The sequence below is a fragment of the Olivibacter sitiensis DSM 17696 genome (assembly GCF_000427965.1).
In the GTDB taxonomy this organism is placed as follows: Bacteria; Bacteroidota; Bacteroidia; order Sphingobacteriales; family Sphingobacteriaceae; genus Olivibacter; species Olivibacter sitiensis.
Map to the genome: position 1 here is coordinate 1 of NZ_ATZA01000023.1, position 19983 is coordinate 19983.

The window sequence follows — 19983 nt, forward strand, 5'->3', positions numbered from 1 at the left end:
GGCTTTTTTATCTAATGAAAATATTTACTGATAATCAGTAAGTTAAGTGAGTTTATTGCCTGTTTTTAAGTTTATCCGTTTGGTAGTGTTTATTTTTATATATGAACAGGGGTAAACTTGGAATCGAACACCATATTGTTGAATTGAAATCTTTTATTTTTGCGTTGGTATTTGGGTGTTTTTCCATGTCGCTATTTGCTCAAAATGGATCGATAGAAAATGATCCTGCCGCTCGTCAGGGACATATCCATTTTATGGATCAAAAGTACGAGCAGGCCATTAAATATTTCAAGCAGGTCAAAGCACCAAATGCATCGGTCAACTACATGCTTGGCTATTCACAATTTCAGCTGCAGGACTATAAATCTTCTATAGCCTCATTTACAAGTGCAATAGAGAGCAAGCAACTCACAAAGAATTTGGCTTCTGCCTACTATTATCGGGCAAAGGCCAAAAATACCTTGGCACAGGGCGATCTTAAAATCAGTGATACCGAACGGGAGAAATTATTGGCTTCTAGTATTGAAGACTATAGCAGTGCAATTGATTTGAATAACAATGAGACCAGTTATTATTTAAATAGAGGAATTGCCTATCGTGATTTAGGAATATTAAGAGGTACTGAAACGACGGCTGGATACGACAAGGAGTTGGCTTCGAGCTACTACCAAAAGGGAATTGATGACCTGCAGGTGGTACTGAGCAAGAATAGTAAGCGCGAAGATATAGCGAAAGAAATCAAGAAAGTCTCAATCTATAAGGAGAGCTTGAAGTAAATAGGAGGGTAGTTTTTTAGGAAAAACTAATTGTTCCCGTACGGAGAAAATTGATAAAGAGGCTGTCTAAAAAAAGTATTAGATTTCGTCATTTCGAGCGAAGTCGAGAAATCTATCATATTGACAATGATATCTGTCCCTGCCTACCGCAGGCAGGCGTTACGCTTCGCTCCAGTCGAGATGACGAATTACACATTTTTAGACAGCTTGTTTTATTTGTTAAGGGAACCTGTTATTTTATATTTTTTTTCTCCCAACAGACGTACATGTTGCTCTTTGCTGATGCGGTACATGGAGTCAGGAAAATAATCTAGGTGCTCAGTGGAGCGGTATAGACTATTGCTATCGCGGTTTTCTATGTGAATATGTGTCAAACGACCTTTGTAGTGCTTAATTTTAATTAGTTTTGTCCTTATTTCTGGATTCTTTGAGGTATAGCTAATTTGATTTGAAGTACTATCTACCCGGAACTCTCCAATCCAATCACTTTTGTTAATGTCCGAAGAAATGAAAAAGTCGAGCTCGTTTTGCCAATTGGCTATTTGCATTTTTCTCGCTTCTAGGGCTGTATCCTGGCTTACTTCTTTGAAAATATAGGGGTTCGATTTTTGCAGGCTATCGGCTTGATGCAAGAAGAAGCCTTTGATGTCGAAATAGGTCTTGTTTTCTGGGATAGCCTCATTGTCCTTATTGGGTAGGCAAGCAGTAGGGAAAAACCCTACTGCGCATAATAAAGTGCCCAATACCCAGCCCTTATGTTTTTGATCCATCACTACTTGAGGTACCTATTTTGATACTAAGACATTGCCTGTCATCTTATCGGGAATAGGCACGTGCATCATGGCTAATATCGTTGGAGCCACATCGCCCAACTTGCCATCGGCAATCTTGGTAAATTCGTTGTCAATAAGTATGCAAGGCACCAAATTAGTGGTATGTGCCGTATTGGGAGTTCCATCTTGGTTGACCATGAATTCCGAGTTGCCGTGATCTGCCAAGATAATGAATGAGTAGCCTTCCTGAATACCTAATTCGACTACCTGTTTGGTACATTGGTCTACGGTTTCTACAGCTTTGACCACCGCATCAAAGACACCAGTATGGCCCACCATATCTGGATTGGCAAAATTGAGGCACACGAAATCTGGGTGGTTGGCTTTTACTTCATCGCAGATAGCGTCCGCTATTCCTTGGGCACTCATTTCGGGCTGCAGGTCATATGTCGCCACCTTTGGAGAAGGGATCAGCAAACGTTTCTCTCCTTCAAATTCCCTTTCCCGTCCTCCCGAGAAGAAAAAGGTAACATGTGGGTATTTTTCCGTTTCGGCTATCCGTATTTGCGTTTTTCCATTTTTCTCCAGTACTTCTCCCATAGTTTCCGTCACGTCGGCCTTTTCAAAAACAACCTTGACCTTTTTGAAGGTGTCGTCGTAATTGGTCATTGTGATATAATAAAGATCGAACGGTTTCATGTCGTATTCGGGGAAGGCCTTTTGCGTCAGTGCAATGGTTATCTCGCGGCCTCGGTCTGTACGGAAATTGAAGCAAATGACCACATCGCCCTCTTGAATGGTAGCTACTGCATGTCCGTTTTCCTGAATGACAATCGGTTTCACGAACTCGTCCGTTATGCCATCATCGTACGACTGCTTGATGGCCTTCAGAAGGTCATCTGTAGGGGCACCTATGCCGTTTACCAACAGGTCGTAAGCCCGCTTTACACGTTCCCAGCGATTGTCTCTGTCCATCGCATAATAACGACCAATGGCCGACGCCAATTTAATGGGCTTGTCTTGCAAATAAGTCTTTAGATTATCCACATAGCCATAGCCAGAATGGGGGTCGGTATCGCGGCCGTCTAGGAAGGCATGGATATAAGCCTTATCGATTCCGGCTTCCAGCGCCGCATCGCATAAGCCTATCAGATGCTTGGTGTGCGAGTGTACACCACCATCAGATAGTAGTCCTATAAAATGTACTTTTTTTCCATTTTCCCTGGCGTAGGTGAAGGCATCGTTCAAGATGGGATTTTTTATGAGATCGCCATCGGTTACAGCCTTATGTATGCGGCCCAACTCCTGGTAAACAACGCGCCCTGCACCCAAATTCATATGTCCCACTTCCGAATTGCCCATCTGCCCATTGGGTAATCCCACAGCTTCTCCGGAGGCGTCAAGCTTGGAGTGTGGGTAAGTGTCCAATAAATGATCTATAAATGGTTTTTTTGCGGCATTTACCGCATTGGATTCGTCAGTCTTTCCATATCCCAGCCCATCGAGGATAATTAACATTGCTTTTTTATGGCTCATATCTAAATTGCTCTATATGCCTACAAACCTAATATAAAAAAATGCTTTTATCAATTCCTGAACGAAGGAAGCGCTTGCTTTCCTGCTGCCTGTTTTATTAGCACGTTGTATGTTTTTATCTACAATAGCATGATCTGTTTATGCTTCTTGCTAGACTTCAGGAGCTGTACCGCTTCGTTTAAGGATTATTTCGTGGGATTCATCAAAAATGAGTTTATATGGCAGGATTTTTGATGACCGGTGACAAATGTTCTTTTAAGATGGATGTTCGGCAGTTGTATATAATGATTTTAGATGTATTATAAAAAGGCTCTTTTTGCGTTTTTTTTGTCTTTTGCAAGTATGTTTTGGGTACAAGGTCAAACAGATCCCGTAATTAACGATGTATCTTCCAGCTTCGCCTTGGCTAACAGTAAAGAAATAGCCAAATATTTTGGAGCTTCTGTGAGCATTTCTATACTCAATGAGGAAAGTGTCTATTCTAAAACTCATGGGGAAATGTTGTTGAAGAACTTTCTCGATAAAAATCATCCTATTTCTTCGAAGGTGACACAGTTTGTTCCAAGTTCAGGCGGAGGCAAATATGCTATTTTGTCGCTGAAGTGCAGCAACTCAGACTACCGTGTGAGTGTGTCGCTAAAAATAAATGCCGATAAATATACAATAACGGAGCTGCGTATCGACGCGTTGTAACAGGCTTTTTAACTGTTTATTAATGTAGCAAAGTTTTCAACTATTTGCTCTTGCAGTTAGCTTGGGCGGGGTCATTATGCTATTTTTAATAGTCATATAGTTTTAAATTATTATTTTTGGCCCATATTCTATTCCAATATGGAGAGTTCTACGGAAATTTTATTAAAAGCTTTTGTGCAAAATGCCTTGGCCGAAGATGTCGGTGATGGCGACCATACATCCTTGGCGACCATTCCCATCGGGCAAGAAGGAGAATCGAGACTACTTGCAAAGGAAGATGGTATATTGGCTGGTCTGGAAGTAGCTAAATATATATTTCATGAAGTGGATCCAGAATTGAAATTGGCCATCTTCAAGAATGACGGCGATCGGATAAAAAAAGGAGATGAAGTACTGCATGCTCGGGGTAGCGTACACAGCCTGCTCAAGGCAGAAAGGCTGGTATTGAATGTGATGCAGCGCATGAGCGGCATAGCAACGAAGGTGGATAGGATTGTCGATAAGTTAAAGGGAACGCGTACCAAGGTACTTGATACAAGGAAAACTACTCCCGGGATGCGGTTTTTGGAAAAGGAAGCCGTAAGAATTGGAGGAGGAACGAACCACCGGACAGGGCTGTATGACATGATTTTAATCAAGGACAATCACGTTGACTATGCAGGAGGAATTGCGGCGGCCCTAAAGGCGGCCAATGACTACCTGGCGAAAGTAGGTAAAAACTTGAAGATAGAAATAGAGGTTAGAAACCTTGAAGAGTTGCAGGAAGTGTTGGATTATGGTCATGTAGATCGTATTATGTTGGACAATTTTGATATTTCGACCCTTAAAGAGGCGCTAAAACGTATCGGCGGGAGATTCGAAACAGAAGCATCGGGCGGAATTACCGAAGACGAGATATCAGATTATGCAGCCACGGGAATGGACTATATTTCCGTAGGTGCTTTGACACATTCCGTAAAAAGTCTGGATTTGAGCCTGAAGGCGATAGTTTAATGTGTTTTTTAGATAATGGCTAAAAGTTTGATTTTTTGATGATCCCTTTAGGAGCTTTGATTGCCGTAATGGTAGCGTATCTCTTTGGTTCCATACCAACTGCTGTATGGCTGGGCCAAGCATTCTATGGCGTAGACGTAAGGGAATATGGAAGTGGCAATGCGGGTGCTACCAATACGTTTAGGGTCTTAGGTCCCAAAGCCGGTACTGCCGTGATGCTGATAGATATTCTCAAAGGCTGGACGGCCACTAATTTGGCTTATTTCATTGGTGTTTCAATTACGGGTCCGTCGGGATCTGTCCTGTTTATCAATTACCAGTTGGCATTGGGCGTGACGGCAGTGGTGGGGCACTTGTTCCCCATATTTGCCGGTTTTAGGGGCGGAAAGGGAGTAGCTACCCTATTTGGAATGGTACTCGCTGTTCACTTTCCCGCTGCGATGGTATGCGTGGGGGTATTTTTGCTGGTGCTTGTCACTACACACTATGTTTCACTAAGCTCCATTAGCGCGGGCTTTGCCTTTCCATTCAGTATAGCTTTCCTTTTCCATACAACGGTTAAATCGGTGTTGCTATACGGTATCTGTATCTGTGTGCTTATTTTGGTTACCCACCAGAAAAACATTGAACGCTTACTTAAAGGGAAAGAATCCAAGGTTCGGTTTTTCGGAAAAAAATAGGGGCAGGTGCTCGGCATAGATATTGCTTAACGTATCATGCCAAATAAGGTTTTGCCTTAGGTTTTGGAGGAAATAATTGTTTACTTTTACTCAGAAAAAATGAAACTAAATATTGCAAGGAAGTCAATTATATTAATAGGAATGGCCGTCTGTGTCTCTTGCTCTACTGTGCCCCTTACGGGACGGAAGCAATTGAGCTTGGTCAGCGAGAGTACCATGCAACAACAAGCGGCACTGGCTTATAAAGACTTATTGGCCGATCCAAATACCAAAGTTGTCAAAGGCAATAGCAATGCACAGATGGTACAGCGAGTAGGTAACAAGATAGCGCAGGCAGTAGAAAATTATATGAAGGCCAACGGGATGGCCGATCAAGTGAATTTCGCATGGGAATTTAACCTGATCGATGACAGCCAAGTGAATGCATGGTGCATGCCTGGAGGAAAAGTAGCGGTCTACACAGGTATATTGCCTGTCACTCAGAACGAAGCGGGGCTTGCCACGGTGATGGGGCACGAAGTGGCCCATGCTATTGCAGGGCATTCCAGGGAAAGAGCGTCCAATACCTTTGCCGCGCAGTTGGTAGGTGTAGGCGTTGGCGTAGCTACCTCTGGTAAGTCTCAGTTGACACAAGTAATGGTATCGCAGTTGTACGGAGTGGGAAGTCAGGTTGCTTTGTTGAAATATTCACGTGGACAAGAAAGTGAAGCGGATAGATTGGGCTTGATCTTTATGGCCATGGCAGGATATAATCCACAGGAGTCCGTGGGCTTTTGGGAACGTATGGATAGTAGAGCAGGAGGTAATAGCCAACCAGAATTCTTGAGCACGCACCCTAGCAATGAACGCAGGATAGCCGACATCAACAAACATCTGCCAGAGGCCTTAGGTTATTATAATAAATAGACGGCCTTACGTGCTAATAACCAACAAAGCCTCTAGAACCTAGGTTCTAGAGGCTTTGTTGGTTATGTTGCGGCCTATGGCTTACCAAGTACTAAAGTTTCCTAATTTTAATGTTCCTAAAAGCGACTTTGTTCCCATGGTCTTGCAAGGCTATTTTTCCACTGTCATATTTAGCAAAGTCTTTCCAGTCCTTAAATTTGCTGTTGGCAATCAATTCATCCCATGTGCTGCTACCTCGTTTTACAGAGGCCGTCTTAACATCGTTCAGCCAAAGGGTTATTTCGCCATCTTTCTGATGAATGCGAGCAGTGTTCCATTCTCCAACAGCTTTGGGCTTGGATACCTCGGCATTTCCAATAAGATCATAGAGCGAACCTGCCAAATGGTTAGGGATATGTCTATCGCCAGCCTCGATGTTATCAAGTACTTGCATCTCTATACCCGTGAGGTAAGTAGCATTGAACTCGGGTTTTTCCTGCACGTTGAAAATAATGCCACTATTTCCGCCTAGGCTTATTTTCCAATCGATACTAAGCTCGAAATCACCATAAATATCATCGGTGACAATGTCGCCTCTTTCTGAGGCGGTAGGATCAAATGTCAGCGCACCGTCTTCCACTCGCCAGGCATTTCCCACCCCATCTTTCAAATAGGTGTGCCATCCTTTGGTGCTTTTGCCATCGAAGAGCAACTTCCAACCATCTTTCTTTTCGGAGTTGCTTAACGTGTTTGGAGCTTGGGCAAATGCCTGCATAACTACAGCAAGCGATAAAACTATTGCGCACAGCGTTCTTTTTGTCTTTTGTTTTCGTGACTTGGTCATCATAGATAATAGGGGTTTTTAATTTTTTAACTGGTAGCTATTCTTTTTCTTACCTGTTCAAGAAAGGGGCAAAATAGTGACAATCGGCCTAATATGCAAGAGCAAAATCGTTTTTGTGGTTTGTATGTTTATCGGTTTTTATATATGTTTGATGCTCATTATATTTAGGGAGCGGCTTTGATACGAACTATTTCCATCCAATATTTCCATGCCATATTTTCGTTGTTGTTTCTTTTGCCTAGTTTGTTGTATGCGCAACAAGTGCAAAGAGTTACGCTCAATGGAACCATTAGGGACGGGAAATCGGGCGAGACGTTGGTAGGAGCCAGTATACGTGTACAAGGCGCCACTAACCTTGGTACTGCTGCCAATAGCTATGGTTTTTTCTCTCTCAGCCTAAGTCCTGGACAGTACGATATCGTTTTTTCTTCCCTGGGTTATCAATCTACGACCCTATCTATAGATCTGCAGGAAGATAGAAGGCTCAATGTGGAATTGATGCCAAACAATGTATTGGACGAGGTGGAAATAGTGGCAGACAATGGAAGTAGAGAACGACTGGAAAGTCCGAAAATGGGCGTGCAAAAGTTGGAGATTCGAGAAATGAACAGGGTGCCGGTCATATTTGGCGAGCGTGATGTACTGAAGGTTATCCAGTTGTTGCCAGGGGTAATGTCGGGCGGGGAGGGCACGAGCGGCTTTTTCGTTCGAGGTGGCGCTGCCGATCAAAACCTAGTGCTATTGGATGAGGCCGTTGTCTATAATGCCAGTCATTTGCTTGGTTTTTTCTCCAGCTTCAATTCGGACGCTATAAAGGGCTTGGAGCTGTATAAAGGGGGGATGCCTGCACAGTACGGCGGACGACTGGCCTCCGTGTTGGACGTGAGCATGCTGGACGGTAACAACCAGCAATATGGTGCTGAGGGAGGTATAGGGCTTATCGCTTCGCGATTGAAGGTAGATGGCCCCATCGTAAAGGGTAAAGGTTCGTTCATGGTGAGCGGCAGGCGGACTTATGTAGATCAGTTTCTGCGTATTTCCCCAGACAGTACGGTAAATAGCAGTAAGCTCTATTTTTACGATTTGAATATGAAAGCCAACTACCAGCTCAATGCCAATAATACCCTGTATCTTTCCGGTTATTTTGGCAAGGATCTACTTGGTTACTCCAATACCTTTGGTTTTGACTGGGGAAATGCGACGGGGACACTTCGCTGGAATCACTTGTTTTCTGATAAGCTGTTTTCCAATACCTCATTGATATATAGTGACTTCAAGTACAACGTCAATGTGTTCAACGACAACAACGACTTCAGGATAGCAAGCAATATCAAGAATGCCAATCTGAAGCAAGATTTCCAATACTTCGCCAGTAATGCCAGTACCCTGCGTTTTGGGGTACATGTACTACGGCAGCAGATCAGTCCAGCAGGGATAGAAGCTTCAAATACATCGGACATCAACTCACTCACGATAGATCGCAGGATAGGCCATGAGGTGGCTGCCTACCTATCTCATGAGTGGAAACCGAGAACCAATTTGAGCTTCTTGTATGGGCTGCGGATGAGCAGCTTTCTACAGTTTGGACCAGGTACTTTCTATACATTTGATTCAGAAGGCGACCCCACATCGAGTGAAGAATACAGGGCAGGAAAGTTGGTGCAGACCTATTTCAACATGGAGCCGAGGTTTTCCGTGAATTACATGATGGGAGAAAACACGAGCCTGAAAGCATCGTATAACCGCAATACGCAGAATTTGCACCAGCTGTCCAATTCCATTTCTTCTTTGCCCACAGATGCATGGGTGATGAGTAGCAATATCATCCGGCCACAGATAGCAGATCAGGTATCCGTGGGATATTACCGGAATTTTCTGGGAGATCGGTATGAGTTTTCGACAGAAGCATACTATAAGGATATGCAGCGTCAAATTGATTATCGCAATGGTGCCGATCTCCAGGCCAATGAATACGTAGAGTCGGAATTGATCTTCGGTAAAGGAAGGGCCTATGGTTTGGAATTTTATGTGAAGAAGAATAGGGGGAGGCTGAATGGCTGGCTGAGCTATACCCTTTCCCGGAGTGAACGCCGGTTTGACGGTATCAATGAGGGAAGGTGGTTTGCCGCAAGGCAGGATAGAACACATGATGTCGCCGTAGTAGCGATGTATAAGATATCGGATCGTTGGGATTTAAGTGGTAATTTCGTTTTTCAAACAGGCAATGCGGTCACCTTTCCCAGCGGGAAATATGACATGGGAGGAAAAACCTTGTTCTACTATACGGAAAGAAATGCTCACCGTATGCCCAATTACCATCGCATGGACTTAGGGGCTACGTGGACGGGCAAGGATAGGGCAGACAGGCGGTTTCGCTCTAGCTGGACTTTCGGCCTGTACAATGTATATAACAGGCAGAATGCCTATATTATCGATTTTCGCGACAAGAAAGGCAGTCCAGGGCAGACGGAGGCATACCAGGTTTCCCTGTTTGGCATTATCCCTTCTGTTACATGGAATTTCAGGTTTTAAATTTTCTATTCGAATGATGAAACTAAACGTCAAATGTAAAAGTCCGCTGCTCCTTATCGGACACTTGTTGTTCCTGATGAGCTTCAGTGCGTGCGAAAAGGTAATCGATATAGATTTGAACGAAGCAGAACCTGTTTTGGTGATTCAGGCAGAAATAGGTGGTGACCGAACCACCCAAGCGGTTGTATTGCAACGATCGGTCGCTTTTTCATCTGCCGTTACATCCGAACCGGTGAGTGGGGCACTCATCACCGTAAAAGACGAAAGGGTAGCCGATAGTAGCGGAAATCCAATAAACGGCAACTCGCTTGTTCGCAATGCTACATATACCTTTCGGGAGGTAACGCCAGGCGTATATTTACTGGACAATTACAGGGGCTATCCGGGGGTAAAGTATACCTTGAATATCTTATTGGACGACCATCAGTATGAGGCTTCCTCCGTGATGCCTCCATTGGTGAAAATAGATTCTATAGGGACCACTAAGAGCAGTATATTCGGCGAAGATCGAAATATGGTAGCCGTGAAGTACCTGGATCCGGAAGGGGTGCCCAATTACTATCGTTACCAGCTCGTTCACAACGGTGAATGGATGAATACCATTTTGGTGCGCAGTGATAAGTTTAATGACGGGCGGATGGTGGAGCAAAGCCTGTTTGATCTGGATGTGGATTTCAACGTTGGAGATCACCTTGAGGTGATACAACAAAGCGTATCAAAGGAAGTGTATGACTTTTTCAATGCCGTATTGTCCAATAATCCAGGTTCGGCGGCTCCTGCCAATCCGCCCAGCATGTTTGGACCTGGAACTATCGGGTATTTCAGTGCCTATAGTGCCGATCAGGCCGCTACTTTAATCAGCAATTGATTTTTATAAAAGCCCAAAACCAAAGCCTTTGCTTTTCCAATGGCCTATGGCCTTTGGTAGGGCATATAGCATGTTTTGTCTGGCCTTTATGTTGTCATGAAAGACAATGATGGAGCCGTTTTTTGCGTATTTTATCGCGTTTTCGTAGCAAGCTTCGGGACTAAGGCTTTGGTCGAAATCGTAGGTGATAACATCTGCTATGACTACTTCGTAGTGCGGTTTGAGTTGTCTCAGCTGGTTTTTGCTGATGCGGGCATAGGGGGGCCTGAACAAATGGCTATGTACAAGTGACTGGCATTGCGCTACATTTTCCAAGTATTCTTTCTCGGGCGTTTTTGAGCCGTTTAAGTGGTTATACGTGTGATTGCCAATGTGATGTCCGCCAGCCTTTATCTGTTCAAATAAATCAGGATGCTTGACGATGTTTTCCCCAACACAAAAAAAGGTGGCCTTGATGTCTTCCTTTTTTAAAATTTTCAACACCTCGGGTGTAACATCCGGTATAGGGCCATCGTCAAAGGTGAGAAAAATGCGCGGCTGCGACCTGTCTTTATGCCAAGTAATATCGGGATAGTACCATCGTACCAAAGCAGGAGGACTTACAATGCGTAGCTTCATAGTCGCTAAAAGTAGAAAATAAAAATTAAAAAATAAAAGCCACAGTCCGTAGGGGGACCTATAGGCATGGCTTAAAAAGTATTAGATGAACAATATGTTTTTACACTATACCAAGACGTTTGTCCTTTCAGTTTGCTTCTCTTTGTGCTTCGTTTATGTGAATGCGCAGGAGCCTAAGGTGGTGACCTTGCAGGAAGCCATCAAGCAGGCATTGGATAACAATTTGCAGGTAAAGCAGGCGGCTTTCCAGGAGTCTTTATCTGAACAGGATGTCTTGCAGGCGAAGATGAATATTCTTCCATCCATTAGCTCAAGTATATCCAGTAGCAAAAATTGGGGGTTGTTATTTGATCAGACTGCTGGGGTGTTGGTGAATTCCACAGTGACGTCCGCCGGAGCCAGTGCTAGCGGTAATCTTGTGCTATTTAGCGGATTTCAGCGAGTCAATCAGATAAAAATGAATAAGTATCAGTTGTTGGCGGATGAAAGCAATGTCGAAAAAGTAAAGAACGATTTAGTTTTATCCGTGGCAACAAAGTATTTAGAAGCACTTACTAACCACGATTTGATGGTAGCTGCACAGCAACAAGTCAAATTGTCGAGTGAGCAGGTAGAAGTGCAGCAAGCTAACTATGATGTAGGGAACAATACCTTGGCCGATTTGTCTCAAGCAAAAAGTCAGTTGGCTACGGATGAACTGAGCCTTACTACAGCGCAAAATGGCTATGAGATATCTGTCCTTGACCTTAAACAGTTGATGGAAATGGATCCAAAAATCAGGATAGAACTTCAAAAACCTGCCTTGCCGAATGTGGAGAAGCTAACATCGAGCTATGACGCCGAATCCGTGTATGAAAGTGCAGTTGACGATTATCCAGATATAATATTGGCGAAGTTCAATTCCATGGTAGCCAAAAAGAATGTAGACGTCAATCGGGGAGGTTTTTACCCTCAATTATCAATAGGTGCGGGATATGGAACGAACTACTCTTCGCAGGCGCAAAGGGTTGTATCTAGAGACCCGCTGATTATGGAGCTGATACCGTTTGGTCAGCAACTTGATCAAAACAGGAATCGCAATGTTTTTGCGTCATTGAGCATTCCTGTTTTTGACAATTATAGAAGAACTATCAATTATAGAAAAGCAAAGATCTCTTATAACAACGCTTTAAATAACGAAAGGCTTGCCAAGAACAACTTGAACAAGATCATTAATCAAGCTGTATTAGACTTGCGTGCAGCTGAGAAGAGATACTACTCAACAGAGCAGGCCTTTACATCGGCCAAGGATGCTTTTGAGGTGACCAAAGAACGCTATGATGTGGGCATGTCCAATGCGGTGGAACTGGCCACGCAGCAGACAGCGATGAACAAGGCTGAGTTCGACTTTATACAGGCAAAATACGATTTTATCTTTCGCAGTAAGGTGATCGATTTTTATCTTGGCAGAACAATAGCATTTGATTGATATAGATAGGAGATATGAGACGTTAGACATGAGATGTCAGGCGCAAACTAAAGCAAATTGCTAATAAGAAGTCTTGATGCTTGATACTTTTGTCTCGATACTGATCAATAACAAACAACGAATAACGAACAAAAAATACATATGGCAAAGAATAAAAAGAGTGGTTGGAAATATTTTATCATCATATCGGTAGGTATTATCGTGCTCTTGGTGATAGCCAAGATGGCTGGCTGGATAGGCGGGCCTAAGGTGACCCAAGTTGCTACCGAAAAAGCTGAGAAGCGGGTGGTGAACGAAACGGTTTCTGCCAGTGGCAAGGTGCAGCCCGAGATAGAGGTGAAATTGAGTTCCGAAGTTTCCGGTGAAATTGTGGAGCTCACCATAAAGGAAGGCGATGCCGTGAAGAAGGGGCAGTTGCTTTGCAAGATCCGTCCAGATATCTTACAATCGGGATACGACAGGGCTGTGGCCAGCCTCAACGCACAACGCGCCACGCTGGCTTCTACGGAACAGCAGTACAGGCAGGCGGAAGCGACTTTCCAAAATGCCGAAGCTACGTTCAAGCGCATTGAGGAGCTGTACAAGCGCAAGGTAATTTCGGCATCCGAATATGACAAGGCACTCTCCGACTACGATGGTGCCAGGGCGAACCTAGAGGCACAACGCCAAAATGTGCTGGGCTCACGGTATGGGATAGATCAGTCGCAAGCGGCCGTGAAAGAAGCCGGTGACAACCTTGCCCGTACCAGTATCTATGCCCCGGTAGATGGCGTTATCTCCATCTTGAGCGTTGAATTGGGTGAGCGTGTAGTAGGAACGGCACAGATGGCAGGAACCGAGATCATGCGTATTGCCAATATGTCTTCCATGGAAGTGAATGTAGACGTCAATGAAAGTGATATCAATAGGGTAGCGGTCAACAATACGGCAGACATAGAAATAGATGCTTTTCGAGGCAGAAAATTCAAGGGGATAGTCACCGAGATAGGTAGCTCATCCAAGGAAAATGCCAGTGCAACTACAAGCAGTACCGACCAAGTAACAAATTTTAACGTAAAGGTGCGCATACTGCCTGATTCGTATAAGGAACTGATGAAACCAGACCTTCCCAACCCATCACCGTTTAGGCCCGGACTATCGGCCACCGTTGATATCAACACCAAAAGTGACAATGGTCTGTCGGTGCCTATACAAGCGGTAACTACTCGGGAGGACAAGCAAGCAAATCCTGTGGTAGATACCGAAAAGGATAAGGCTTCGAATGGTCAGGAAGAAAGTAGCCAAAAGAAGGTGAAAGAATATGTTTTTGTCTATGAGGGCGGAAAGGTAAAACAGGTGGAGGTAAAGACAGGTATTCAGGATGACACTTATATCCGTGTGCTTTCCGGTCTCAATGAAGGTCAAGAAGTAGTCACTTATCCTTTTAATGTGGTAAGTAGTACCTTGAAGGACGGGGATTTGGTAGAAAAGGTAGATAAGTCAAAGTTGTACTAATCTAGTTTCCATACCATAACTTGCTTGTCGTCGCTTACGGATACCAGCTCATTTTTATGTTGACCCCATAGGATGGCATTAATGGACAGGCGGTGCACGTCATAGCCTTTCTCCAAGGTGATGTTTTTTGCTAGGGAAAAATCTTCTGCACGCCATAGCTTGATGCTCTTGTCACGACTTGCCGTAGCAAGGTAGGGCAAGTTGGGATGATAGGCTATGCCATAGATGCTGAAGAGATGAGCGGCGATGCTTTTTTGTAAAGTATAGCTCTTGGTATCAAAAACATTAAGCTGTGCATCGCGTGCGCCAGATAGGAGACGTGCGCCGTCGGGAGAATATGTGAGGGCAGTAATGGGCATACGATGAAAATCCAGCTCTTGTAACAGCGTATAATCCATGGCGTCATAAATTCTGATTTTGCCATCTTTAGAGCCAAACGCCAATTGCTTTCCTTGCGGGTGTACCGCAATGCAGCGCACTGTCTGCGGGGAGACCCTGAAATTATACAGTAAGTGATGTTTTTTGATGTCCCAAACCGATATAGAACCATCTTCGGACGATATGACTAGTTCTTCCTTTTCGACCAGGTGTTGGATATCAAAGACAGGCTTTTCATGGTGTTGTAGCCGAGCAACCATTTTTTTGCTCACCACATCTACCAAGGTGACAAGGCCGCTTCGCTCGCCAATGGCTAGCAGATCGCTCCCGGCAATATGACGTAAAGCGTACACGGAGGACTGGACGGGCATCAGCACATGCCGGAAAGTCATGCTATCCATGTCCCATTCTACCACTCCCTTGTCGTTGCCTGCCGTGAACAGCATATGCGGCAGAGGCCCATTTTCTACCGCAAATATGGGGTTTTGGTGTCCAGTCAATGTCGCTATTTTTTTGATGTCTATCATAGGGTCAAGTATCAAGATTTTAGTGTCAAGTATCAAGACTGTTTTCCAGGTCGTCAGGACGCCCCAACTTATATACCTTATTCCCCAGACCTTATGCCTACAGATTTTGAAAGCCGTTTTCTATAGCCTTTTCATCAATACTAATGAATGAATAGTGCCTGGGCAAGAAAAAGGCCATTGCCTGCGTAATGGCACGGAATGTATCGAGGTTTGGGAACATCGCTGGCGTGAGGTTAAATACCAGGTCGTAAACCATATTGCCATTGCTCTTGCGGCCCATGAGCAGTACCTTCACCGTTTGTTTCAGACCGTTTGCCTTGAAAAACTCCCGGAGGGCATAGCGTAACGATTGCGGAAGGATATCGTTTGGCGGAAAGCCAATGGTCACTTCTTCCTCTTCGGCTATGCTCCCTTCCTCATCTTGATGAGTGTTGAACATGCTTTGATAGGAATAAAACGATTTGCTGATGCTGTAGTTGATCAAATCGCCAAAACTGAGTATCCAATCCGGTTCGCCATAAGAAGCATTGATTACTACGCCAAATCCATTTTCCAATAAAAACTCATCGATCATCTCCTCGATGCAATAGCTTTGAAAGTTCTCTCCCGGCCTTGGTATCTCCAGATTGAAATAAGGAAAACCATCTGGGCCAGTGACCACTTGAGGTTCGCTGGGCTTGAGACTAGCTTTGGCCAAGTGCTCCACAAATTTCGTCTGCCAGGCAGCATTCCTTTTGTTAGGCGCTACTTTGGACATTTCCAACAGCACGCTGGTATTTGCCAAATTGCCCAAAGGGGATTTTTCTATCGTATTTGCCTTTTCTTTGTTCTTACTAGCCATTTTAATATAGTATTAGTGACTTAGAGATATGAGATATGAGATATGAGATTCTGGCTCATTAAGCCAACAACCGACAACTCACAATTCACAAACTCATAAGTCCATCAATCCTCTCGTCTAGGTTGCCCATGCCTTATTTCCAGATTCTTGGCTATTTGCTCTAGGGTATATCCTTTCTCTTTAAGAAGAAAGAGAAAATGAAATAACAGGTCGGACGATTCGTTTATAAACTCATTCTCTGATTCATAAAGAGCGGCAATGACGGTTTCTACGGCTTCTTCTCCTACTTTTTGGGCGATTTTGTGTACACCTTTATGATGCATCTTGTTGATATAGGATCCTTCTACGGGATGCTCATAGCGATCGTTGATGATGTTTTCCAGTTCAAAAACGAAATTCTGATTGTAAGGCGTGTTGAAGCAACTTCTGTTGCCCGTGTGGCAAGTGGGGCCTATGGGCTTCACCTTTATCAACAAGGTGTCCTGGTCGCAATCTTCCGCTATGCTCACTACTTGCAGAAAGTGACCACTGGATTCACCTTTGGTCCATAGCCTGTTTTTGCTTCGAGAGAAGAAAGTGACTTTGCCTTCTTGTGCGGTTTTCGTCAGCGCTTCCTCATTCATATAACCTAGCATTAGCACTTCGAGCGTCTGGGCGTCCTGAATGATGGCTGGCAATAGGCCGTCGCCTTTATTGAAATCCAATGTCATCTACATTCAACTTTTTTACTTTTTACTTTTGAATTTTTACTTTTAATACTAGCGTACGTCGATGCCGCTGCCCCGCAATAGGTTCTTGAGCTCCGGTATGTTGATTTCACCATAATGGAATACTGAGGCAGCAAGAGCAGCGTCTACATTGCTCTGTTGAAATACATCAACAAAATGTTGCGCTTTGCCGGCACCACCAGAGGCGATAACGGGGATGCGCAAGCTGTTGTTTATCCTGGTAAGGAATGGAATATCAAACCCGTTCTTAGTGCCATCGTGATCCATGGAAGTAAGCAAAATTTCTCCCGCTCCGCGACTTTCGGCTTCCTTGATCCATTCTTCCGTGCGGATGTTGGTTTTTAGCCTTCCTCCATTTAGGAACACGTAGGCGTCGCCATCCACAAAGCGCGTATCTACCGCAAGTACTACAAATTGGATACCGAAAGCCGAAGCCAGCTCATCAATGAGCTCGGGACGACGTACTGCGGCGGAATTGATGGAAATCTTGTCGGCACCCGAGTTGAGCAGTATTTCGGCATCTGCAATCTCCTTGATACCTCCACCTATGGTGAAAGGGATATTGACCTGCCTTGCAACGTTCTTTACCATATCTATGGTAGTCTTGCGCTTCTCATGGGTGGCCGTGATATCCAGAAAAACCAGTTCATCAGCTTCTTGCTCAGAATATTGCCATGCTAGTTCCACCGGATCGCCAGCATCGCGTAGATCTACGAAATTCACCCCTTTTACTGTCCTGCCATCCTTTACATCGAGGCAAGGGATGATGCGCTTGGCTACGCCGCTGGACTTGGCTAAAAGGTGATTAGTTGGCGTAGGTTCCATTCCTTGATGTCTTCTATGCTGATACGTTGCTCGTAAATAGCCTTGCCGATTACGCAAGATTCGATACGTAAGCTGTCTAGCTCTCTCACATCATCCATTGAGCTGATTCCTCCAGAGGCGATCAATTTAATGATAGGGGAGTGATCCAAGAGCTTCTTGTAAAGTTCCACACCAGCTCCACCAAGTTTGCCATCTTTGTTGATATCCGTACACAAAAAACGGAAAAAACCCAATTTAAGGCATCTGTCTATATAATTGATCAGCTTAATAGGGGAACTTTCCATCCAACCCGAATATTTGATGACCTCATCCAGTACGTCGATGGCGATAACGATATGGTCCGAGCATTTGACACCATTGCAATAAAGGTGACTCAACTCTTCCAAAAAGGTGGGGTTGGTGATAGCCTGGGTGCCTACTATTACGCGATGCACACCTGCGTCTATAAGTTCTTTGACTTTTTCTATGCTCCTGACACCTCCACCGTACTGGACTTTCATGTCGGTCTTGTGAATAATGTCAAATAGATAGCTTTGGTTGCTAAAATCGCCCTTGGCACCGTTGAGGTCTATGATATGGATTAGCTCTGTGCCATTGCCTTGGTACTTGGCGATCATCTCTTCCAAGCTTGTGTCATAGACGGTCACGTCTTCATACTTGCCTTCGCGAAGGCGGACCACTTTTTGATCCAAAATATCTACCGCTGGAATAATATACATTTTCTTTGCTTATATTATGTATGTTATAGTTTTGAAAAGTTACTTAACAATTTTTCACCTTCTTTGCCCGATTTCTCAGGGTGAAATTGCACTCCTATAAAGTTGTCCTGCTGTATAGCAGCAGAAAAAGTTGTGCCATATTCCGTTTTGGCTATTGTGAAATTTTCATTATACTCTAGAAAGTACGAATGTACGAAATAAAAATAAGCATCAGGTGCAATCCCGTCGAATAGTGGATGCTGACGGCTGATGAGCGCTCTGTTCCATCCTATATGAGGTACTTTCAGTTCAATGCGGCCCGCGAAATGCAAGGTGTTGATGGGGATCAATCCAAGCAGATCCACGTTTCCCTCTTCGGAATGCTCGCTTAGCAACTGCATGCCTACGCAAATACCCAATACGGGTTTGGTCAACGCTTTGATGGCAGGCACCAAACCACTATGCCGCAATTTGTCCATGGCTGCGCCAGCATGCCCCACACCAGGTATAATGATGTGGCTATGGCTGTCAAAGTCAGCTATGGTATTGACCATTCCGTAAGGCAAAGCAATGCGATCCAAAGCGGCGGTGAGGGAAAAGATGTTTCCTGCCCCGTAATTGACTATCCCAATAGATTTATTGTTGCTCATGTTGCCAGCTTTATCATCTTGTTAAAGTACCCCCTTGGTACTGGGCAATTGCATATGTTCCACGTCGCGTTTTACGGCCATTTTGATTGCCTTGGCAAAGGCTTTGAAAATAGCTTCTATTTTGTGATGCTCGTTTTGTCCCTCCACCTTGATGTTGAGGTTGCTCTTTGAGGCGTCTGAAAAGGACTTGAAGAAATGATAGAACATCTCTGTGGGCATTTCGCCGATTTTTTCGCGATTAAATTCTGCATCCCATACCAACCATGCCCTGCCGCCAAAATCTATGGCCACCTGAGCCAGGCAGTCGTCCATGGGTAGGCAAAAGCCATAGCGTTCTATGCCTCTTTTATTGCCTAGGGCCCGTAAGAACGTTTCGCCCAACGCTAAAGCCGTATCTTCAATGGTATGGTGCTCATCAATCTGTAGGTCGCCCTTAGTGTGGATGGTGAGGTCCAATTGGCCGTGACGGGCGATCTGTTCCAGCATATGGTCAAAAAATCCCAAACCGGTACGGATGTCAACTACTCCGGTACCATCGAGATTCACCTTGATATAGATGTCGGTCTCGTTGGTCGTCCGTTGGTGCTCGGCTACACGATCTCCATATTTTAAAAACTCATAGATACGAGCAAAATCCGTAGTTTCCAACGCTATATCCTTCTCATCTATCTGTAGGTTTTCCAATGCTCCCAGCTGATCATTGGCCCTGAGCCAAATGGCCTTACAGCCCAAATTGTGCGCCAGTTTCACGTCGTTCACCCTGTCGCCTATCACAAAAGAATGCTGCAAATCGTACAGGTCTTCATTGAAATAGGCTCCCAGCATTCCTATACCGGGTTTTCTGGTTGGCGCGTTTTCGTGTGGGAATGTGCGGTCTATATGTTCATGGGCAAAATGCACACCTTCATTGGCAAAGGTCTTGATGACAAAATGATGGACGGGCCAGAAGTTTTCCTCTGGGTGCGATGCCGTACCCAATCCATCCTGATTGCTTACCAAAATAAGTTCGTAATCCAGCTCTTTGGCAATGCGTGGGAGGTATTGCAGTGCGCCCGGGTAAAACTCCAATTTCAGGAACGAGTCTATCTGCTCATCTTCGGGTTCTTTAATCAAGGTACCGTCCCTATCTATAAAGAGAAGGCGTTTTTTTTGTTCTTTTACTGTCTCGGCCATTTT

Annotated in this window: 20 protein-coding genes; 9 read left to right on the forward strand and 11 right to left on the reverse strand. The window is 44.5% G+C overall.

All coding sequences use genetic code 11. The annotated features are described in order from the left end of the window. Positions 1 to 101: 101 nt before the first annotated feature. Positions 102 to 776: a tetratricopeptide repeat protein gene (locus A37S_RS0112695; protein WP_051293130.1), complete on the forward strand. Its 675-nt coding sequence runs from the start codon at positions 102 to 104 to the stop codon at positions 774 to 776. A 212-nt stretch (positions 777 to 988) separates the two neighbouring features. On the opposite strand, the gene A37S_RS0112700 is transcribed toward A37S_RS0112695, so the two are convergent. Next, positions 989 to 1546, reverse strand: a complete 558-nt coding sequence (locus tag A37S_RS0112700) for a hypothetical protein (protein WP_028297311.1) — start codon at positions 1544 to 1546, stop codon at positions 989 to 991. A gap of 15 nt (positions 1547 to 1561) precedes the next feature. Further along, positions 1562 to 3085, reverse strand: a complete 1524-nt coding sequence (gpmI, locus tag A37S_RS0112705) for a 2,3-bisphosphoglycerate-independent phosphoglycerate mutase (protein WP_028297312.1) — start codon at positions 3083 to 3085, stop codon at positions 1562 to 1564. 294 nt (positions 3086 to 3379) lie between these two features. Here gpmI and A37S_RS0112710 point away from each other — a divergent pair, with 294 nt between their 5' ends. The 4 genes from A37S_RS0112710 to A37S_RS0112725 all read left to right on the forward strand — a co-directional run bounded on the left by A37S_RS0112710 (position 3380) and on the right by A37S_RS0112725 (position 6357). Next, the gene (locus tag A37S_RS0112710) at positions 3380 to 3778 is read left to right on the forward strand and encodes a DUF4783 domain-containing protein (RefSeq protein WP_028297313.1); all 399 of its coding nucleotides are present in this window, start codon (positions 3380 to 3382) and stop codon (positions 3776 to 3778) included. A gap of 138 nt (positions 3779 to 3916) precedes the next feature. Next, complete coding sequence (nadC, locus tag A37S_RS0112715; RefSeq protein WP_028297314.1) at positions 3917 to 4771, forward strand: carboxylating nicotinate-nucleotide diphosphorylase; 855 nt, start codon at positions 3917 to 3919, stop codon at positions 4769 to 4771. 38 nt (positions 4772 to 4809) lie between these two features. Next, positions 4810 to 5451 (forward strand): glycerol-3-phosphate 1-O-acyltransferase PlsY, encoded by a 642-nt coding sequence (plsY, locus tag A37S_RS0112720; protein ID WP_028297315.1) that lies wholly within the window; start codon positions 4810 to 4812, stop codon positions 5449 to 5451. Between the two features lie 99 nt (positions 5452 to 5550). Beyond that, positions 5551 to 6357, forward strand: a complete 807-nt coding sequence (locus A37S_RS0112725) for a M48 family metallopeptidase (protein ID WP_028297316.1) — start codon at positions 5551 to 5553, stop codon at positions 6355 to 6357. Positions 6358 to 6448: 91 nt separating this feature from the next. On the opposite strand, the gene A37S_RS0112730 is transcribed toward A37S_RS0112725, so the two are convergent. Beyond that, positions 6449 to 7111, reverse strand: coding sequence for a 3-keto-disaccharide hydrolase (locus tag A37S_RS0112730; RefSeq protein WP_051293132.1), 663 nt, complete (start codon positions 7109 to 7111; stop codon positions 6449 to 6451). Positions 7112 to 7357: 246 nt separating this feature from the next. On the opposite strand from A37S_RS0112730, the gene A37S_RS0112735 reads away from it, so the two are divergent. After that, complete coding sequence (locus tag A37S_RS0112735; protein ID WP_245586376.1) at positions 7358 to 9712, forward strand: TonB-dependent receptor; 2355 nt, start codon at positions 7358 to 7360, stop codon at positions 9710 to 9712. A gap of 13 nt (positions 9713 to 9725) precedes the next feature. Continuing rightward, positions 9726 to 10580 carry a DUF4249 domain-containing protein gene (locus A37S_RS0112740; RefSeq protein WP_028297319.1) on the forward strand — a complete coding sequence of 285 codons (855 nt, stop codon included), beginning with the start codon at positions 9726 to 9728 and terminating at the stop codon, positions 10578 to 10580. A 3-nt stretch (positions 10581 to 10583) separates the two neighbouring features. Here the strand turns inward: A37S_RS0112740 and A37S_RS0112745 are convergent, their stop codons facing one another. After that, positions 10584 to 11198, reverse strand: coding sequence for a polysaccharide deacetylase family protein (locus A37S_RS0112745; RefSeq protein ID WP_028297320.1), 615 nt, complete (start codon positions 11196 to 11198; stop codon positions 10584 to 10586). 94 nt (positions 11199 to 11292) lie between these two features. Between A37S_RS0112745 and A37S_RS0112750 the strand changes: the two genes are divergently transcribed. Together A37S_RS0112750 and A37S_RS0112755 are read left to right on the forward strand one after the other, a co-directional pair. After that, entirely contained in the window at positions 11293 to 12666 is a 1374-nt protein-coding gene (locus A37S_RS0112750) for a TolC family protein (RefSeq protein WP_036602433.1), read from the forward strand. A gap of 141 nt (positions 12667 to 12807) precedes the next feature. Next, positions 12808 to 14160: an efflux RND transporter periplasmic adaptor subunit gene (locus A37S_RS0112755; RefSeq protein WP_028297322.1), complete on the forward strand. Its 1353-nt coding sequence runs from the start codon at positions 12808 to 12810 to the stop codon at positions 14158 to 14160. Here A37S_RS0112755 and A37S_RS0112760 read toward each other — a convergent pair. From A37S_RS0112760 to hisB, 7 genes are all read right to left on the reverse strand, one after another. After that, positions 14157 to 15065, reverse strand: a complete 909-nt coding sequence (locus A37S_RS0112760) for a WD40 repeat domain-containing protein (RefSeq protein ID WP_028297323.1) — start codon at positions 15063 to 15065, stop codon at positions 14157 to 14159. The genes A37S_RS0112755 and A37S_RS0112760 overlap by 4 nt on opposite strands. A gap of 97 nt (positions 15066 to 15162) precedes the next feature. After that, on the reverse strand, positions 15163 to 15906 hold the full coding sequence (locus tag A37S_RS24630) for a hypothetical protein (protein ID WP_051293134.1): 744 nt from the start codon (positions 15904 to 15906) through the stop codon (positions 15163 to 15165). A 104-nt stretch (positions 15907 to 16010) separates the two neighbouring features. Next, positions 16011 to 16616, reverse strand: coding sequence for a bifunctional phosphoribosyl-AMP cyclohydrolase/phosphoribosyl-ATP diphosphatase HisIE (gene hisIE, locus A37S_RS0112770; RefSeq protein ID WP_028297324.1), 606 nt, complete (start codon positions 16614 to 16616; stop codon positions 16011 to 16013). A gap of 48 nt (positions 16617 to 16664) precedes the next feature. Further along, entirely contained in the window at positions 16665 to 17459 is a 795-nt protein-coding gene (hisF, locus tag A37S_RS0112775) for an imidazole glycerol phosphate synthase subunit HisF (RefSeq protein ID WP_051293137.1), read from the reverse strand. Next, entirely contained in the window at positions 17429 to 18178 is a 750-nt protein-coding gene (locus tag A37S_RS0112780; RefSeq protein ID WP_028297326.1) for a 1-(5-phosphoribosyl)-5-[(5-phosphoribosylamino)methylideneamino]imidazole-4-carboxamide isomerase, read from the reverse strand. The genes hisF and A37S_RS0112780 overlap by 31 nt, the downstream gene beginning before the upstream one ends. A gap of 23 nt (positions 18179 to 18201) precedes the next feature. Then, positions 18202 to 18807 (reverse strand): imidazole glycerol phosphate synthase subunit HisH, encoded by a 606-nt coding sequence (hisH, locus tag A37S_RS0112785; RefSeq protein WP_028297327.1) that lies wholly within the window; start codon positions 18805 to 18807, stop codon positions 18202 to 18204. Positions 18808 to 18828: 21 nt separating this feature from the next. Then, positions 18829 to 19980 carry a bifunctional histidinol-phosphatase/imidazoleglycerol-phosphate dehydratase HisB gene (gene hisB / locus A37S_RS0112790; RefSeq protein WP_028297328.1) on the reverse strand — a complete coding sequence of 384 codons (1152 nt, stop codon included), beginning with the start codon at positions 19978 to 19980 and terminating at the stop codon, positions 18829 to 18831. Between the last annotated feature and the right edge of the window lie 3 nt (positions 19981 to 19983).

Bases quoted from the DNA above. Each gene is read 5' to 3' on its own strand.
- A37S_RS0112725 (WP_028297316.1), top strand. From the start codon at position 5,551: ATGAAACTAAATATTGCAAGGAAGTCAATTATATTAATAGGAATGGCC.
- A37S_RS0112695 (WP_051293130.1), top strand. From the start codon at position 102: ATGAACAGGGGTAAACTTGGAATCGAACACCATATTGTTGAATTGAAA.
- A37S_RS0112755 (WP_028297322.1), top strand. From the start codon at position 12,808: ATGGCAAAGAATAAAAAGAGTGGTTGGAAATATTTTATCATCATATCG.
- plsY (WP_028297315.1), top strand. From the start codon at position 4,810: ATGATCCCTTTAGGAGCTTTGATTGCCGTAATGGTAGCGTATCTCTTT.
- hisB (WP_028297328.1), bottom strand. From the start codon at position 19,980: ATGGCCGAGACAGTAAAAGAACAAAAAAAACGCCTTCTCTTTATAGAT.
- A37S_RS0112760 (WP_028297323.1), bottom strand. From the start codon at position 15,065: ATGATAGACATCAAAAAAATAGCGACATTGACTGGACACCAAAACCCC.
- hisH (WP_028297327.1), bottom strand. From the start codon at position 18,807: ATGAGCAACAATAAATCTATTGGGATAGTCAATTACGGGGCAGGAAAC.
- A37S_RS0112740 (WP_028297319.1), top strand. From the start codon at position 9,726: ATGATGAAACTAAACGTCAAATGTAAAAGTCCGCTGCTCCTTATCGGA.
- A37S_RS0112780 (WP_028297326.1), bottom strand. From the start codon at position 18,178: ATGTATATTATTCCAGCGGTAGATATTTTGGATCAAAAAGTGGTCCGC.
- nadC (WP_028297314.1), top strand. From the start codon at position 3,917: ATGGAGAGTTCTACGGAAATTTTATTAAAAGCTTTTGTGCAAAATGCC.
- A37S_RS0112745 (WP_028297320.1), bottom strand. From the start codon at position 11,198: ATGAAGCTACGCATTGTAAGTCCTCCTGCTTTGGTACGATGGTACTAT.
- A37S_RS0112700 (WP_028297311.1), bottom strand. From the start codon at position 1,546: ATGGATCAAAAACATAAGGGCTGGGTATTGGGCACTTTATTATGCGCA.
- A37S_RS0112710 (WP_028297313.1), top strand. From the start codon at position 3,380: ATGTATTATAAAAAGGCTCTTTTTGCGTTTTTTTTGTCTTTTGCAAGT.
- hisF (WP_051293137.1), bottom strand. From the start codon at position 17,459: ATGGAACCTACGCCAACTAATCACCTTTTAGCCAAGTCCAGCGGCGTA.
- A37S_RS24630 (WP_051293134.1), bottom strand. From the start codon at position 15,906: ATGGCTAGTAAGAACAAAGAAAAGGCAAATACGATAGAAAAATCCCCT.
- A37S_RS0112750 (WP_036602433.1), top strand. From the start codon at position 11,293: ATGTTTTTACACTATACCAAGACGTTTGTCCTTTCAGTTTGCTTCTCT.
- hisIE (WP_028297324.1), bottom strand. From the start codon at position 16,616: ATGACATTGGATTTCAATAAAGGCGACGGCCTATTGCCAGCCATCATT.
- A37S_RS0112730 (WP_051293132.1), bottom strand. From the start codon at position 7,111: ATGCAGGCATTTGCCCAAGCTCCAAACACGTTAAGCAACTCCGAAAAG.
- gpmI (WP_028297312.1), bottom strand. From the start codon at position 3,085: ATGAGCCATAAAAAAGCAATGTTAATTATCCTCGATGGGCTGGGATAT.